At 71.8% G+C, this 15,006-nt stretch carries 15 protein-coding genes; 2 read left to right on the forward strand and 13 right to left on the reverse strand.

Going from position 1 to position 15,006, the window contains the following annotated elements:
- Nucleotides 1–76: 76 nt before the first annotated feature.
- Nucleotides 77–1,534 carry an alkaline phosphatase PhoX gene (locus ABZ172_RS18305; protein ID WP_356884744.1) on the reverse strand — a complete coding sequence of 486 codons (1,458 nt, stop codon included), beginning with the start codon at nucleotides 1,532–1,534 and terminating at the stop codon, nucleotides 77–79.
- Nucleotides 1,535–1,820: 286 nt separating this feature from the next.
- Nucleotides 1,821–3,284 carry a hypothetical protein gene (locus ABZ172_RS18310; protein WP_356884745.1) on the reverse strand — a complete coding sequence of 488 codons (1,464 nt, stop codon included), beginning with the start codon at nucleotides 3,282–3,284 and terminating at the stop codon, nucleotides 1,821–1,823.
- 285 nt (nucleotides 3,285–3,569) lie between these two features.
- Between ABZ172_RS18310 and dapA the strand changes: the two genes are divergently transcribed.
- On the forward strand, nucleotides 3,570–4,454 hold the full coding sequence (gene dapA, locus ABZ172_RS18315) for a 4-hydroxy-tetrahydrodipicolinate synthase (protein WP_356884746.1): 885 nt from the start codon (nucleotides 3,570–3,572) through the stop codon (nucleotides 4,452–4,454).
- A 158-nt stretch (nucleotides 4,455–4,612) separates the two neighbouring features.
- Here the strand turns inward: dapA and dapD are convergent, their stop codons facing one another.
- The 3 genes from dapD to ABZ172_RS18330 are packed head-to-tail and all read right to left on the reverse strand — an operon-like array spanning nucleotide 4,613 to nucleotide 6,568.
- Entirely contained in the window at nucleotides 4,613–5,611 is a 999-nt protein-coding gene (gene dapD / locus ABZ172_RS18320; RefSeq protein ID WP_356884747.1) for a 2,3,4,5-tetrahydropyridine-2,6-dicarboxylate N-succinyltransferase, read from the reverse strand.
- 43 nt (nucleotides 5,612–5,654) lie between these two features.
- Nucleotides 5,655–6,248, reverse strand: coding sequence for a TetR family transcriptional regulator (locus ABZ172_RS18325; RefSeq protein ID WP_356884748.1), 594 nt, complete (start codon nucleotides 6,246–6,248; stop codon nucleotides 5,655–5,657).
- Nucleotides 6,248–6,568: a multidrug efflux SMR transporter gene (locus ABZ172_RS18330; RefSeq protein ID WP_356884749.1), complete on the reverse strand. Its 321-nt coding sequence runs from the start codon at nucleotides 6,566–6,568 to the stop codon at nucleotides 6,248–6,250. The genes ABZ172_RS18325 and ABZ172_RS18330 overlap by 1 nt, the downstream gene beginning before the upstream one ends.
- A 259-nt stretch (nucleotides 6,569–6,827) precedes the next feature.
- Here ABZ172_RS18330 and ABZ172_RS18335 point away from each other — a divergent pair, with 259 nt between their 5' ends.
- Nucleotides 6,828–7,880 carry a hypothetical protein gene (locus ABZ172_RS18335; RefSeq protein WP_356884750.1) on the forward strand — a complete coding sequence of 351 codons (1,053 nt, stop codon included), beginning with the start codon at nucleotides 6,828–6,830 and terminating at the stop codon, nucleotides 7,878–7,880.
- Between the two features lie 160 nt (nucleotides 7,881–8,040).
- On the opposite strand, the gene ABZ172_RS18340 is transcribed toward ABZ172_RS18335, so the two are convergent.
- The 8 genes from ABZ172_RS18340 to ABZ172_RS18375 form a co-directional block, all read right to left on the reverse strand.
- Entirely contained in the window at nucleotides 8,041–8,379 is a 339-nt protein-coding gene (locus ABZ172_RS18340) for a metal-sulfur cluster assembly factor (RefSeq protein WP_356884751.1), read from the reverse strand.
- Nucleotides 8,376–8,831 (reverse strand): Fe-S cluster assembly sulfur transfer protein SufU, encoded by a 456-nt coding sequence (gene sufU, locus ABZ172_RS18345; protein WP_356884752.1) that lies wholly within the window; start codon nucleotides 8,829–8,831, stop codon nucleotides 8,376–8,378. Before sufU ends, ABZ172_RS18340 begins: the two co-directional genes overlap by 4 nt.
- A gap of 18 nt (nucleotides 8,832–8,849) precedes the next feature.
- A complete protein-coding gene (locus tag ABZ172_RS18350) occupies nucleotides 8,850–10,118 on the reverse strand; it encodes a cysteine desulfurase (RefSeq protein ID WP_356884753.1) in 1,269 nt (422 codons plus the stop codon).
- Entirely contained in the window at nucleotides 10,115–10,879 is a 765-nt protein-coding gene (sufC, locus tag ABZ172_RS18355; RefSeq protein WP_356884754.1) for a Fe-S cluster assembly ATPase SufC, read from the reverse strand. Before sufC ends, ABZ172_RS18350 begins: the two co-directional genes overlap by 4 nt.
- A 7-nt stretch (nucleotides 10,880–10,886) precedes the next feature.
- Nucleotides 10,887–11,204 carry a bifunctional 3-phenylpropionate/cinnamic acid dioxygenase ferredoxin subunit gene (locus ABZ172_RS18360; protein ID WP_356884755.1) on the reverse strand — a complete coding sequence of 106 codons (318 nt, stop codon included), beginning with the start codon at nucleotides 11,202–11,204 and terminating at the stop codon, nucleotides 10,887–10,889.
- Nucleotide 11,205: 1 nt separating this feature from the next.
- A complete protein-coding gene (sufD, locus tag ABZ172_RS18365) occupies nucleotides 11,206–12,429 on the reverse strand; it encodes a Fe-S cluster assembly protein SufD (RefSeq protein WP_356884756.1) in 1,224 nt (407 codons plus the stop codon).
- 67 nt (nucleotides 12,430–12,496) lie between these two features.
- On the reverse strand, nucleotides 12,497–13,918 hold the full coding sequence (sufB, locus tag ABZ172_RS18370; protein WP_356884757.1) for a Fe-S cluster assembly protein SufB: 1,422 nt from the start codon (nucleotides 13,916–13,918) through the stop codon (nucleotides 12,497–12,499).
- Complete coding sequence (locus tag ABZ172_RS18375) at nucleotides 13,915–14,664, reverse strand: metalloregulator ArsR/SmtB family transcription factor (protein ID WP_356884758.1); 750 nt, start codon at nucleotides 14,662–14,664, stop codon at nucleotides 13,915–13,917. The genes sufB and ABZ172_RS18375 overlap by 4 nt, the downstream gene beginning before the upstream one ends.
- Nucleotides 14,665–15,006: the final 342 nt, after the last annotated feature.

A 15,006-nucleotide genomic window follows, 5' to 3' on the forward strand; every position in this document is an offset into this window, starting at 1 on the left:
CCGCGCGGCCTTCCGCGGGCGCTGCGCGGCGCGGGGCGCCCGGGGACGGCCCCGGGCGCCGCGCGTGCGGGACGGGTCAGTGCTTGCCCGGCTGGCGCTTCCACGGGCCCGTGATCGCCAGCATGATCCCCGGGGTCTGGATGTTGGCGAAGAGCGTCTTCCCGTCGGGCGAGAAGGTGACCCCGGTGAACTCGCTGTAGGAGGGGTCGTCCTCGGTGCCGATGTTCAGCTCGTTGCGTGCGATCGGGTAGGTGCGTCCGCCGTCGGTCGCGCCGAAGAGGTGCTGGACGCCCTCGCCGTCCTCGGCGATGACCAGACCGCCGTAGGGGGACACGGTGATGTTGTCCGGGCCGTCGAAGGCGCCGTCCTCGGAGGGGGCCGGGTTGACGCCGAGGAGCACCTTCAGGGTGAGCGTGCGGCGCTTGGGGTCGTAGAACCAGACCTGGCCGTCGTGCGCGACCGGGCTCTCGTCACGGGCGAACGAGGCGACGACGTAGGCACCGCCGTCACCCCACCACATGCCTTCGAGCTTGCGGGCCCGGGTGACCTGCCCCGCGGTGAACTGCTTGCGGACCGAGACCGTCCTCGCGTCGCGGTCGGGTACGTCGACCCAGTCCACGCCGTAGACGGTGCCGATCTCCGTGGCGCGCGACAGGTCGTCGACGAACGCGCCCTTCCTGTCGAAGCACTTGAAGGCCTGGAGGACACCGGCGTCGTCGGCCAGGGTGCGCAGCTTGCCGCGGCCGTGCCGGAAGCCGTGCGGGGGGACCCAGCGGTAGAGCAGGCCGTTGGGGCCGGACGCGTCCTCGGTCAGGTAGGCGTGGCCCTGCTTCGGGTCGATGACGACGGCCTCGTGGGCGTACCGGCCGAAGGCCTTGACGGGGCGCGGGTCGCGGTTGGCGCGCTTGTCGTAGGGGTCGACCTCGAAGACATAGCCGTGGTCCTTGAGCAGGCCGTTCTTGCCGGCCTTGTCCTCGGTCTCCTCGCAGGTCAGCCAGGTGCCCCAGGCGGTGCTGCCGCCCGCGCAGTTGGTCGACGTGCCGGCGATCCCGACCCACTCGGCGGTGCGGCCGTCACGGCGGGTCTCCACGACGGTGCAGCCGCCGGCCGCGACCGGGTCGTAGACCAGGCCGTCGGTGAGGGGGACGGGGTGCTCCCAGCCGGCCCGGGTGCCGCTCAGCTCGTGGTTGTTGACCAGCAGCGTGACTCCGCGGGGGCCTTCGAAGGCGGCGGTGCCGTCGTGGTTGGACGGGGTCGGCTCGCCGGTCTCCAGGGTGGTGACACCGCTGTGCGTGAGGACGCGGTACGAGAACCCGGCGGGCAGCGCGAGGATGCCCTTCGGGTCGGGGAGCAGCGGGCCGTAGCCCGGCTCCTTCCCGTGCCCGTGGCCCGGGCCGCCGCCGTGGCCGGGGTGCACGTCCTCGGCCGCCAGGGCGCCGGGAGCGGTGGCCAGGGTGCCGACGGCGCCGGTCAGGGCGATGCCGGCGCCGGTGAGGGCGGACTGTCTGCTGAATTCCCTGCGCGTGATCGCCATCGAGGACTCCTGCTGGTGCGTGACCGGTGGGCTGGCGCGATCACGCTCCCTCCCCCGCACCAACAGGAGTTGAACGACGCACGTCGCCGAGCGGGCCCGCACACCAAGCCGTGCCGCGTTCGGGGACGAAACGGGACACGGGAGCCGGTCGGAGCCGGCCGCCCTGGCCGAAAACCCTCGTACCGCAGGACCGCTCCGGCCCTCCCGGTGCGCCGGGCTCCGGACCGCCCCCGGCGAGACCGCGCAGGGTCACGCCGGGGCGCCGGGTCACGCCGGGGGCGCCGGCTCAGCTCTTCGTACGCGAGCGGGCCTTGAAGGCGGCCTTGCGGGCGTCCTTGGCGATCACGCGGTCGCGGTGCAGCCGGCCCACGGCCTCCAGCACCTCCGCCGTGGCGGGGTGCTCGACCCGCCAGGCCTGGTCGAAGAAGCCGCTGTGCTGCCCGGAGAGCCCCTCGACCAGCTCCTGGAGCTCGTCCAGGTCTCCGTCGGCGTCCAGCTGCGCGGCGATCGTGTCCACGGCGAGCCAGAAGATCATCGACTCCGGGGGCGCCGGCACGTCGGCCGCGCCGCGCTCCGCGAGCCAGACCCGGGCCAGTCCGCCGAGCTCGGGGTCGTCGAGCACGGCGCGCACGGCGGGCTCGGCCTCCGGTCCGACCAGGGCCAGGGCCTGCTGGCAGTGGAGCCTGCGCAGCGGCGCGCGCCGGTCGGCGCCCCGCGCCGCGCCCAGGAGTTCCGCCGCGGCGGCCTCCGCCCCCTGCGCCCCGCGCCCGCCGAGCCAGAGGCCGATCTCGCTGCGCGCGGCGTCCTCGGGATAGTGGGCGATGCCGTCGAGGAGGACGTCGGCACCCTTGTCCGCGAGGTCGCCGACGGCGGGGGCGTCCACCCCGGCCTCCAGCATCCGCTCGCGGATGCCGTAGAGACCGAGCGGGGTCAGCCGCACCATGCCGTAGCGGGTGACGTCCTCGTCGTCGGCGGGCGGGGTGGCCTCCTCGCCCTCCTCGGTCAGCAGGGCCTCGTCCACCGGCCGGTACTCGACGATCCCGATGGGGGCGAGGACCCGGAACTGGTCGTCCAGCCGCATCATGACCTCGGACACCTGTTCAAGGACGTCGTCGGTGGGCTCGCCCATGTCCTCGGGCACCACCACGGACGCGGCGAGGGCGGGCAGCGGAACCGGTCCCTCCAAGGGACCGGCCTCCGAGAGCGTGAGCAGGTAGAGGTTGCCGAGCACCCCGTCGAGGAAGTCGGCCTCCTCCTCCGGGTCCCAGTCCAGGGCATCGAAGTCGACGCTGCCGTCCTCACCGACGAGGTCGGCGAAATCGTCGAAGGCCGGGGCCGTGGCGTCGGCGTGCACGGCGTCGAGGCCGTCGAGCCAGATCGCGAGCACGTCCTGGGGCGATCCCGAGGTCAGCAGGCCGAGGTTCTCGCCGACCGTGACGGTGCCCTCCGCGTCCTCGCCCTCCGCGGCGTCCGGGTCCTCGAAGTCCAGCAGTCCGGTGTCGACGGCGAGGCGCCACGCCTCGCTGGCGTACGCCACGCCGTCCTCGTCGTCGCCGAACCCCAGGTGCTCGGCCGCGGCGGGCAGGTGCGCCTCGACGAGTTCGCCGCCGGCGCCCACCCGCGTCCCGGGGCCCGCCCAGCGGGCGAGGCGGACGGCTCGGGCGAGCAGCGGAGCGGCCAGCGCGTCCCGCGCAAGCTCGGCCTCGGTGTGCAGCCGCACCGGCGGCAGGGAGGGGCGCTCTGCGGACATCAGGGGGTTCTCCTCGGGGCGTGCGCGGGCGGTGTGCGAAGGGCCGGCCCGGTGACGACGGGTCCTCGGCCGCTGCCCCAGCGTAGACGTATGTCGTCCGGTGCCGCCCGGTTGTGGCAGAGGTCCACCCCGGTGCGGGACGCGGGTGTGCGGCGGTCCTCGGGGCGGTCCGCCGCCCCCGTTCCGGTCGCGCCGGGCCGCGGGGGCGACCGTTCAGCATCCCTTGCCCGCCGGCCCAAGCAGAACTAAGTGGACCCGCGCGGACCGGGCGCCGAGACTGCGGGCATGAGATCCCACACCGCCGGGCCCTTCGGCCGCGCCCTCTGCGCCATGATCACGCCGTTCACCGCCTCCGGCGGCCTGGATCTGGACGCCGCCCGCCGCCATGCCGCCGGCCTCGTCGCGGACGGCTGCGACGGTCTCGTGCTCAGCGGCACCACCGGCGAGTCGCCGACCACCACCGACGCGGAGAAGACCGCGCTGCTGCGGGCGGTGCGGGAGGAGGTCGGCGACGGGGTCACGCTGGTCGCGGGCGTGGGCAGCGCCGACACCCGGCACACGGTACGGCTCGCGCAGGAGGCCGAGGAGGCGGGTGCGGACGGGCTGCTGGTGGTGACCCCGTACTACAGCCGTCCGCCGCAGGAGGCCGTGGAGGCGCACTTCCTCCGGGTCGCGGAGGCGACGGGGACCGGGCTGATGCTGTACGACATCCCGGGCCGCACCGGCACACGGATCGAACCGGCGACGCTGCTGCGGCTGGCCGCGCACCCCCGCGTCGTGGCGGTGAAGGACTGCTCGTACGACATGCTCGCGGCGACCGGGGTGATGGCGCGGACCTCGCTGGCGTACTACTCGGGCTCCGAGGAGCTGAACCTCCCGCTGTACGCGATCGGCGGGGCGGGCTACGTCAGCACGGTCGCCAACGTGGTCCCCCGCCGGATGCGGGCCGTGCTGGACGCGTTCGACGCGGGGGACACCGCGGAGGCGGCCCGTCTCAACGGGCTCCTCGCCCCGCTGGTCGAGGCCATGATGGCCGCCGGCCTGCCCGGCACGGTCACCGTGAAGGCGCTGCTGGACGCGGGCCCGGTCCGTGAACCGCTGCGGCCCGCCGGCCGGGAGGCGACCGCCGCGCTGCGCGGACTGCACGAGGAGCTCCGAGCCGCGGGGTGACGGGCGCGTCCCGGACGGGGCACCGCCCGCCCGGACGCCGCTTTCGGCCCGCCCGGCTCCGCGTTGCGGACGCGGAGCCGCCCGCCCGGACGCCGCCGGACGGACGGTTCGCGCATCGCCCCGGGGCGGCCCCGCGCGGGGAACCGCCGGACAGGGCCTCAGTCGTTGCTGTGCAGCACGTCGTTGAGCCCGTCCCACACCGCGTTGTTCGGGCGGGCCTCGACGGCGCCGGTCACCGAGTTGCGGCGGAAGAGGATGTGCGAGGCGCCGGAGAGCTCGCGCGCCTTGACGACCTGTCCGTCCGGCAGGGTGACCCGGGTGCCGGCCGTGACGTAGAGCCCGGCCTCGACGACGCACTCGTCGCCCAGGGCGATCCCGACGCCCGCCTCGGCCCCGACGAGGCAGCGCTGCCCGATGACGATGCGCTCCTTGCCGCCGCCGGACAGCGTGCCCATGGTGGAGGCTCCGCCGCCGATGTCCGACCCGTCGCCGACGACGACGCCGGCGGAGATCCGGCCCTCGACCATGGAGGTGCCGAGGGTGCCGGCGTTGAAGTTGACGAAGCCCTCGTGCATCACGGTGGTGCCGGAGGCGAGGTGCGCCCCGAGCCTGACCCGGTCGGCGTCGGCGATCCGGACGCCCTTGGGCGCGACGTAGTCCGTCATCCGGGGGAACTTGTCGACGGAGGTGACCTGGAGGTGCAGGCCTTCGGCGCGGGCGTTCAGCCGGACCCTCTCCAGGTCGTCGACGGCCACCGGGCCCAGCGACGTCCAGGCGACGTTGGCGAGGAAGCCGAAGATGCCGTCGAGGTTCTGCCCGTGCGGCTGCACCAGCCGGTGCGAGAGCAGGTGCAGGCGCAGGTAGGTGTCGTGGGCGTCGAGGGGCTTGTCGTCGAGCGAGGAGATGACCGTGGACACGGCGACGGTCTCCACCCCGCGGCGTGCGTCCACCCCGAGGGCCTTGGCCGCGCCCTCGCCGAGGCGGTTCACCGCCTCCTCCGGGCTCAGGCGCTGCGTGCCGGCGGGCCCGGGCTCGGCGATGAGCTCGGGGGCGGGGAACCAGGTGTCGAGGACGGTGCCGTCGCCGGCGATGGTGGCGAGGCCGGCGGCGACGGCGCCGGTGGTGCGGGCGGAGCCCTGGGAAGTCGTGTCGGTCATGCACAGAACCTAACCGTCCGGGCCCCGCGCGGGCGAACCGGTCTCAGGTGCCGGAGCGTGTCCGTCCGGGTCCCGCTGGACCGGCGGGCACCCGGGCCGCTCCGCCGGCGACCCGCGCCAGCATCTCCCTGGTGTACGCGGGGTCGAACTCGCCCCCGGTGAGCAGCACCTGGAGGCAGATGCCGTCGAGCAGCGCCGCGAGGGCCCGTGCGGTGGCCGGGTCGGTGCGGTGGGCGACCAGCGCGGCCATCTCCTCGGCCCACTCGCTGGCGACCGGCCGCAGGGCGGGCCGCCGCAGCGCCGCGAGGTAGAGCTCGTACTCCAGCTCCACCGGCCCGCGTCCGCCCGAGAACCACTCCCCCAGCAGCCGGGTCAGTGCGTCGGCGAGCGGGACGGCGGGGTCGTGGAGACCGGGGTCCTCGCGGGCCGTCCGGGCGAAGTTCTCGTTGCACCGGCGCAGCGCGGCGACCAACAGCTCGTCGAGGGAGGCGAAGTGATAGGTCGTCGAGCCGAGCGGTACGTCGGCCTCGGCGGCCACGGTGCGGTGGCTGAGGCCCGCGATGCCCCGGGCGCCGACGACGCGGAGGGCCGCCTCGATGATGCGCTCACGCCGCTCGGGATCGTGCCGTCTGGCCATCAGTGGGCCCCGCCCAGGTTGAGGACCACGACCCCGGCGATGATCAGCGCGATGCCGGCCACCTTGGCGAGGCCCGCCGGCTCCCCCATCCACAGGACTCCGATGGCGGCGACGGCCGCGGTGCCCACGCCCGCCCAGATGGCGTAGGCGGTGCCGATCGAGAGCGTCTTGAGGGTCTGGGCGAGCAGGGCGAACGCCAGGACGTAGCCCACGAGCGTCACCAGCGAGGGCCACAGCCGGGTGAAGCCCTCGCTGTACTTCATGGCCGTCGTCGCGGCCACCTCCGCCGCGATGGCCGCGGCCAGCAGTCCGTATCCCATGCGTACAAGCGTACACAGTGTTGTGTACGGCCGTACACAACGCGCGTACACCGCTGCCCACCAGGACCGGTCGGGGTGGGTCCGCGCCCCGGGACGTTACGGTGTCCGCACCGGTACGGCCTGATGACGACCGGACAAGCGGACGATACGAGCAATCGGAGCAGTGGTGGGGCAGGACGCAGGGTGGGGCGGGGGCGCCCAGGGGGGCGCGCAGTACGGCGGACATCCGTTCGGGGGGCCACCGGGATGGGGCGGCTGGGTGCCGCCGCCGAAGCCGGGGGTGATACCCCTCGCGCCGCTGGGCCTGGGAGAGGTGCTGAGCGGGGCGTTCGCGACGATGGGCAGGTACGGGAAGCAGCTGTTCGGCATGGCCGCGGCGCTCTACGGCGGCGCGGCGCTGCTGATGGGGACGGCGGTCGCCCTGGCGTACGCCGCCGTGTCCGGCCATCTGGACCGGGTGATCGCCCTCGACCGCGGCGAGAGCGCCGCCTCCGCGGACGTGGTCCCCCTGGTGAGCGCCGCCGTCGTCATCGGCGTGCTGGGCATCGTGCTCATGACCGTGGTGTCCGGCCTGATGTACGCGGTGGTCCCCGCGGTGCTGCAGGAGGCCGTGCTGGGCCGGCCGCTGGCGTTCGCGGCGCTGTGGCGCAGGGCCTGGGCCCGGGTCGCCCCCGTCATCGGCACCCTGATCCTCACCTCGCTGGTGGCGCTGGTCCCCGTGCTGCTGCTCTCGGTCGCCTTCTTCGGCCTGATCATCGGCACCCTCGCGATGGACGGCGGTGGCAGCACCGCCCTCGCCGTGACGCTCGGCATCGTCGGCGTCCTGGTGACCGGGCCGCTGGCGGTCTGGATCTGGATCAAGGTCTGTCTGGCACCGGCGGTCGTGGTCTTCGAGGGCCAGGGCCCCGTCGCCGCGCTGCGCCGCTCCGCGCGGCTGGTGAAGGGCGACTGGTGGCGGATCTTCGGCATCACCCTGCTGGCCGGGATGATCGCGGGAGTGGCCGGCTACATCCTCCAGATCCCGTTCACCGTCCTCGGCCTGTTCCCCGGCCTGATCGGGACCGGGTCCCTGGAGGACGACCCGAGCACGGCCGCGGTGGTGGTCGCGGTGGGCGGCTATCTGGTCGCCACCCTGCTGGGCGGGATGCTCAGCCAGATCGTCTCGACGACGTTCCCGCAGCTGGTGGCCGGCCTGCTCTACGTCGACCGGCGGATCCGGACGGAGAACCTGGGCCCGGTGCTGGCCGAGGCGGCGGGCGTACCGGCGCAGGGCGTCCCGCACGGCGGCACCGCCCCGCCGCCGCCCGTTTGACCGGAGCGGGTGGCGGCGCCGGAGCCCGTCACGGTACGACACACTCCGGCCCCCGCCGCGTACGACGGGGGCCGGAGACGGCGCACGGCCGTGGCCGCCGGGAGGACCGGCGGCCACGGCCGTGCGCGGAGGTGGACCGGGAGTGGTGCGGAGAGACCGGTCAGACGTTGAAGCCGAGCGCGCGCAGCTGCTCCCGGCCGTCGTCGGTGATCTTGTCCGGGCCCCACGGCGGCATCCAGACCCAGTTGATCCGCAGCTCGTTGACGATGCCGTCGGTCGCGGACTTCGCCTGGTCCTCGATGACGTCGGTCAGCGGGCAGGCCGCGGACGTCAGCGTCATGTCGAGGGTGGCGATGTTGGCGTCGTCGACGTGGATGCCGTAGATCAGGCCCAGGTTGACGACGTCGATCCCCAGCTCGGGGTCGACCACGTCGTACAGGGCCTCGCGGACCTCCTCCTCGGAGGCCGGCTTGCTGGTCAGAGTCTCGTTCTCGCTCATGCCGTCTTCCCTTCGGACAGCGCCTGCGCCGTCGCGTCCTTCCACGCCATCCAGCTCAGCAGCGCGCACTTGACCCGGGCCGGATACTTGGAGACACCGGCGAACGCGACCGCGTCCTCCAGCACCTCCTCCATCGCGTCGTCCGGCTCCAGCTGGCCCTTGGACTGCATCAGCTCCAGGAAGGCCTCCTGGATCTTCTGCGCCTCTCCGAGCTCCTTGCCCACGAGGAGCTCGTTGAGCACGGACGCGCTGGCCTGGCTGATGGAGCAGCCCTGACCTTCGTAACTGACGTCGGCGAGGATCTCGCCGTCGTACCTCACGCGGAGCGTGATCTCGTCGCCGCACGTCGGGTTGACGTGGTGCACCTCGGCGTCGCCGTCCCGCAGGCCGCGCCCGTGGGGGTGCTTGTAGTGGTCCAGGATCACTTCCTGGTACATGGAATCAAGCTTCACCAGTCAACCCTCTGCCGTCTAACCGAAAAAGTTCCGCACGTGCTCCAGCCCGTCCACCAGGGCGTCGACCTCGGCCGGCGTGGAGTACAGATAGAACGACGCTCGCGTCGTCGCAGGAATTCCGTACCGCAGGCAGACCGGACGCGCGCAGTGGTGCCCGACCCGGACGGCGATGCCCTGCTCGTCGAGCACCTGGCCCACGTCGTGGGGGTGGATGTCGCCGAGCGTGAAGGAGATCGTCGCCCCGCGGTCCTCGGCCGTCGCCGGACCGATGATCCTGAGGTCGGGGACCTCCAGGAGCCGTCGCACCGCGTACTCGGTGATGGCCCGCTCGTGGCGGTGGATGTTCTCCATGCCGATGGCCGAGAGGTAGTCCACGGCCGCGCCGAGGCCGACGGCCTGCGCGATCGGGGGCGTGCCCGCCTCGAACTTGTGCGGGGCGGGGGCGTACGTCGAGGAGTGCATCGACACGGTCTCGATCATCTCCCCGCCGCCGAGGAACGGCGGCAGGTCCTCCAGGAGTTCCTGCCGTCCCCAGAGCACGCCGATGCCGGTCGGACCGACCATCTTGTGACCGGTGAAGGCCACGAAGTCGGCCTGCAGCGCCTGCACGTCGAGCACCATGTGCGGGGCCGCCTGCGAGGCGTCGATGCAGACCAGCGCGCCGACCTGCTGCGCACGGCGGACGATCGTCTCGACCGGGTTGACCGTGCCCATGATGTTCGAGACCAGGGTGAAGGAGACGATCTTCGTCTTCTCCGTGATGATCTCGTCGATGTTGGACAGGTCGAGGCGGCCGTCGTCGGTGATGCCGAACCACTTCAGCTTCGCGCCGGTGCGCTGCGAGAGCAGCTGCCACGGCACGATGTTGGAGTGGTGCTCCATCTCCGTGGTGACGATCTCGGTGTCGCTGTCGACCCGGTAGGGCTCGTCCGCCCAGCCCAGCATGTTCGCGACGAGGTTGAGCGACTCCGAGGCGTTCTTGGTGAAGATCACCTCGTTGCGGCTGGGTGCGTTGACGAAGGCGGCGACCTTGTCGCGGGCGCCTTCGTACAGCGCGGTGGCCTCCTCCGCGAGGGTGTACACACCGCGGTGGACGTTGGCGTTGTGCCGCTCGTAGTAGTCACTGAGGGCGTCGAGCACCTGGCGCGGCTTCTGCGAGGTCGCCGCGCTGTCCAGGTACACGATCTTCTTGCCGTCGTGGACCGTGCGGTCCAGGATCGGGAAGTCCTTGCGGATCGCCTCGGTGTCGAGGAGGCCGGAGAGCCCCTGTCGGGCGTCAGTCACGCGGAAGCGCCACCCTTCACATATGCCTCGTAGCCCTCGTTCTCCAGCTTGTCGGCCAGCTCGGCGCCGCCGGACTCGGCGATGCGGCCGTTGGCGAAGACGTGCACGAAGTCGGGCTTGATGTAGCGGAGGATCCGCGTGTAGTGCGTGATCAGCAGGGTGCCGACCTCGCCGCGCTCACGGACCCGGTTGACGCCTTCGGAGACGACGCGCAGGGCGTCGACGTCGAGACCGGAGTCGGTCTCGTCGAGGACGGCGATCTTCGGCTTGAGGAGCTCCAGCTGGAGGATCTCGTGGCGCTTCTTCTCACCGCCGGAGAAGCCCTCGTTGACGTTACGCTCGGCGAAGGACGGGTCCATCTGGAGCCCGGCCATCGTCTCCTTGACCTCCTTGACCCACGTACGCAGCTTGGGGGCCTCGCCGCGGACGGCGGTGGCGGAGGTGCGCAGGAAGTTGGAGACCGAGACACCGGGGATCTCGACCGGGTACTGCATGGCGAGGAACAGGCCGGCGCGGGCCCGCTCGTCCACGGACATCTCCAGGACGTCCTCGCCGTCCAGGGTCACCGTGCCGCTCGTGATCGTGTACTTGGGGTGACCCGCGAGCGAGTAGGCGAGGGTGGACTTGCCGGACCCGTTCGGGCCCATGATGGCGTGGGTCTCGCCCTGCTTCACGGTCAGGTCGACGCCCTTGAGGATCTCCTTCGTGGCGTTGTCGGCCTCGACGGAGACGTGCAGGTCGCGGATTTCAAGCGTTGCCATGGGTGACTCAGGACTCCTGGGTGACGGAGACGAGCACATCGTCCCCTTCGATCTTTACGGGGTATACGGGGACGGGGCGCGTCGCGGGAAGACCGGACGGCTTGCCGGTGCGGAGGTCGAAGCTCGATCCGTGCAGCCAGCACTCGATCGCGCAGTCCTCCACCTCGCCCTCCGAGAGCGAGACGTTCGCGTGCGAGCAGATGTCGTTGATCGCGAACACCTCCCCCTCGGTGCGGACGACGGACACCGGCGTGCCGTCGAGTTCCACCCTCTTGGGGGTGTCCTCCTCCAGCTCGCTCAGCGCACAGGCTTTGACGAAGGACATCTCAGACCGACGCCTTCAGCTCGGCCTCGATCTTGTCGAGGAGGCGTTCCTCGACGTCCGGCAGGCCGATCTGCTGGACGAGCTCGGCGAAGAAGCCGCGCACGACGAGCCGGCGGGCCTCCTCGGCCGGGATACCGCGGGACTGCAGGTAGAACAGCTGCTCGTCGTCGAACCGCCCGGTCGCCGAGGCGTGGCCGGCTCCGACGATCTCACCGGTCTCGATCTCCAGGTTCGGTACGGAGTCGACACGGGCGCCGTCGGTGAGCACCAGGTTGCGGTTCATCTCGTAGGTGTCGGTGCCCTCGGCGGCGGCCTGGATCAGCACGTCGCCGATCCACACGGCGTGGGCGTCGTCGCCCTGGAGCGCACCCTTGTACACCGCGTTGGACTTGCAGTGCGGCGTGTTGTGGTCGACCAGGAGGCGGTGCTCCTGGTGCTGGCCCTTGTCGGTGAAGTACAGGCCGAAGAGCTCGGCCTCACCGCCGGGGCCGGCGTAGGCGACCCGCGGGTGGAGCCGGACGAGGTCCCCGCCGAACGTCACGACGATCGACTTGAACGAGGCGTCGCGGCCGACCAGCGCATTGTGCTGGCCGACGTGGACGGCCGTGTCGTCCCAGTCCTGGACGGAGACGACGGTCAGCTTCGCACCGTCGCCCAGGACGTAGTCGACGTTGGCAGCGAGCACGGCGTCACCGGTGTGGTCGATGACGACCACGGCCTCGGCGAAGGCGCCGAGCTCGATGACCTGGTGGCCGTAGGCCACACCGCCCTCGCCGTGCACGGTGATCCGGACCGGCTCGCTGAGCACGGCCTCCTTGGCGACCGTGACGACCGAGGCGTGCCGGAAGGAGGAGTACGCCTGGGCGGCGACCCGGTCCACCGGGGTGCCCGCCCGGCCGAGCCGCGCGTCGTCGCGGCCGACGGTCTCGACCGTGACGCCGGAGGGCGCCTCGACGACGACCTTGACCCCGTCACCGGTGGCGACGGCGGAGCCGTCGTGCAGGCCACGCAGACGCTCCAGCGGCGTGAACCGCCACTCCTCCTCACGGCCGTGCGGGACCGGGAAGTCCGCGACGTCGAAGGAGGGGGGAGCGCTCATGCGCGTGGCGACGGTGGACTCCGCCGCCACCGCGATGGATCCCGCGGTGGTGGAGCCTGCGGGTGTGGGTCCCCCCTGGACCGGAGCTCCTCGGAGGTCCTCGGGGGCGTTCTGAGCCTCAGCCATGGCTGTCGTGGTGCTCGCTTTCTCAGTCAAGAACTCTCGGGGACGATCGGTGGACGGCGGGGCCGTCCTAGCCGACCGAGCCCTCCATCTGCAGCTCGATCAGCCGGTTGAGCTCGAGGGCGTACTCCATCGGCAGCTCCTTGGCGATCGGCTCGACGAAGCCGCGCACGATCATCGCCATGGCCTCGAACTCGGTCATGCCGCGACTCATGAGGTAGAAGAGCTGGTCCTCGGAGACCTTGGAGACCGTCGCCTCGTGGCCCATCGACACGTCGTCCTCGCGGACGTCGACGTACGGGTAGGTGTCGGAGCGGGAGACGGTGTCCACGAGCAGCGCGTCGCACAGCACGTTGGACTTGGCGCCCGGCGCGCCCTCGCCGATCTCGATGAGGCCGCGGTAGGAGGTGCGGCCGCCGCCTCGCGCCACCGACTTGGAGACGATGTTGGAGGAGGTGTTCGGCGCCATGTGCACCATCTTGGCGCCGGCGTCCTGGTGCTGGCCCTCGCCCGCGAAGGCGATGGACAGGGTCTCGCCCTTGGCGTGCTCGCCCATCAGGTAGACGGCCGGGTACTTCATGGTGACCTTGGAGCCGATGTTGCCGTCGACCCACTCCATGGTCGCGCCCTCGTACGCCACGGCGCGCTTGGTGACCAGGTTGTAGACGTTGTTCGACCAGTTCTGGATGGTCGTGTAGCGGCAGCGGCCGCCCTTCTTCACGATGATCTCGACGACCGCGGAGTGCAGCGAGTCCGAGGAGTAGATCGGCGCGGTGCAGCCCTCGACGTAGTGGACGTAGGCGTCCTCGTCGACGATGATCAGCGTCCGCTCGAACTGGCCCATGTTCTCCGTGTTGATGCGGAAGTAGGCCTGGAGCGGGATCTCGACGTGCACGCCCTTCGGCACGTAGATGAAGGAGCCGCCGGACCACACGGCGGAGTTCAGCGAGGCGAACTTGTTGTCACCGACGGGGATGACGGTGCCGAAGTACTCCTTGAAGAGCTCCGGGTGCTCCTTGAGCGCGGTGTCGGTGTCCATGAAGATGACACCCTGCGACTCGAGCTCCTCGTTGATCTGGTGGTAGACCACCTCGGACTCGTACTGGGCGGCGACACCGGCGACGAGGCGCTGCTTCTCGGCCTCCGGGATGCCCAGCTTGTCGTAGGTGTTCTTGATGTCCTCGGGCAGGTCCTCCCAGGACTCCGCCTGCTTCTCCGTGGACCGGACGAAGTACTTGATGTTGTCGAAGTCGATCCCCGACAGGTCCGAGCCCCAGTTCGGCATCGGCTTCTTGTCGAACAGCTTCAGGCCCTTGAGCCGGAGCTTGAGCATCCACTCGGGCTCGTTCTTCTTCTCCGAGATGTCGCGGACGACAGCTTCGGACAGGCCGCGCTTCGCCGCCGCGCCTGCCGCGTCGGAGTCGGCCCAGCCGAATTCGTACGTGCCCAGGCCATCGAGCTCAGGGTGGGCAGTCTCCGTGGGGAGCGTCATGCGGGGTTCCTCCCGGCCGTACTTGCAGATGCTGAATGAGTGGTCTGTGAAGTCTGTGGTGCCGGTGGGCCGGCGCGCGGGACGAACGTCGTGCACACACCGTCGCCGTGGGCGAGGGTGGCGAGACGCTGTACGTGGGTCCCGAGCAGGCTGGAGAAGAACTCCGTCTCCGCCTCGCACAGCTGCGGGAACTTCTCCGCCACGTGCGCGACCGGGCAGTGGTGCTGGCACAGCTGCTCGCCCTGCTGCGGGGCCGGCGCGCTGCGCGCCGTAGCAGCGTACCCGTCGGCCGACAAGGCCCTGGCCAGCGCCTCGGTGCGGGCCTCGGGGTCCGCCGCCTCGATCACGGACCGGTACGTCTCGGACTGGGAGGCCATCCTGGCGCGGGCGAAGGCGACGAGCGCCTCGTCCCCGGCGGTGTCGGCGATCCAGCGGAGCGCGTCGGCGGCGAGCTGGTCGTAGGACTGGTCGAAGGCGTCACGGCCGCAGTCGGTGAGCGCGAAGACCTTGGCCGGACGGCCGCGGGTCCGCGCTCCGTACACCCGCTGCTCGCGGGCCTCGACCACGTCGTCGGAGACGAGGGCGTCGAGGTGGCGGCGCACGGCGGCCTGGGTCAGGCCGACCCGCTTGGCCAGGTCGGCAGCGGTGGACGGGCCGTGGTCCAGGATGGACCGCGCGACCCGGTTGCGCGTCGAGCGCTCACCGGTCGCGAGTTCCTCCTGAGGAGCCTCGCCCACGTATTTCACAACGCCATTGTTGCGTAATTCCGCCGGGCCTGACAACCCGCCCCCACGCCGGACACGGTGCCCTTCATCACTTAGGCAGACCTAAGTTGACCTGCGGAAACAGTGGATCACCGTAGCCCTTCGCAGGTGGGCGCCGCCCCTCCCGCCCCGGGCCGGCGCGGGGCGGGCCCGCCGCAGGACGCCCGGTCTCCCCGGATTCCCGCCGGGACGCGCGGGGCGGACCGGCGCGCCGTACCGCTCACGGGGCGGCCCTGAGGTCTCCCGCCCGGTGGATCCGCACGGCGCCCCGAGCGGATCCACCGGGCGCCGGGCGCCCGCCGGGCCCGACGGGGCAGCCCTTAG

This window comes from Streptomyces sp. NPDC006296, from assembly GCF_040613235.1.
Lineage (GTDB): Bacteria > Actinomycetota > Actinomycetes > Streptomycetales > Streptomycetaceae > Streptomyces.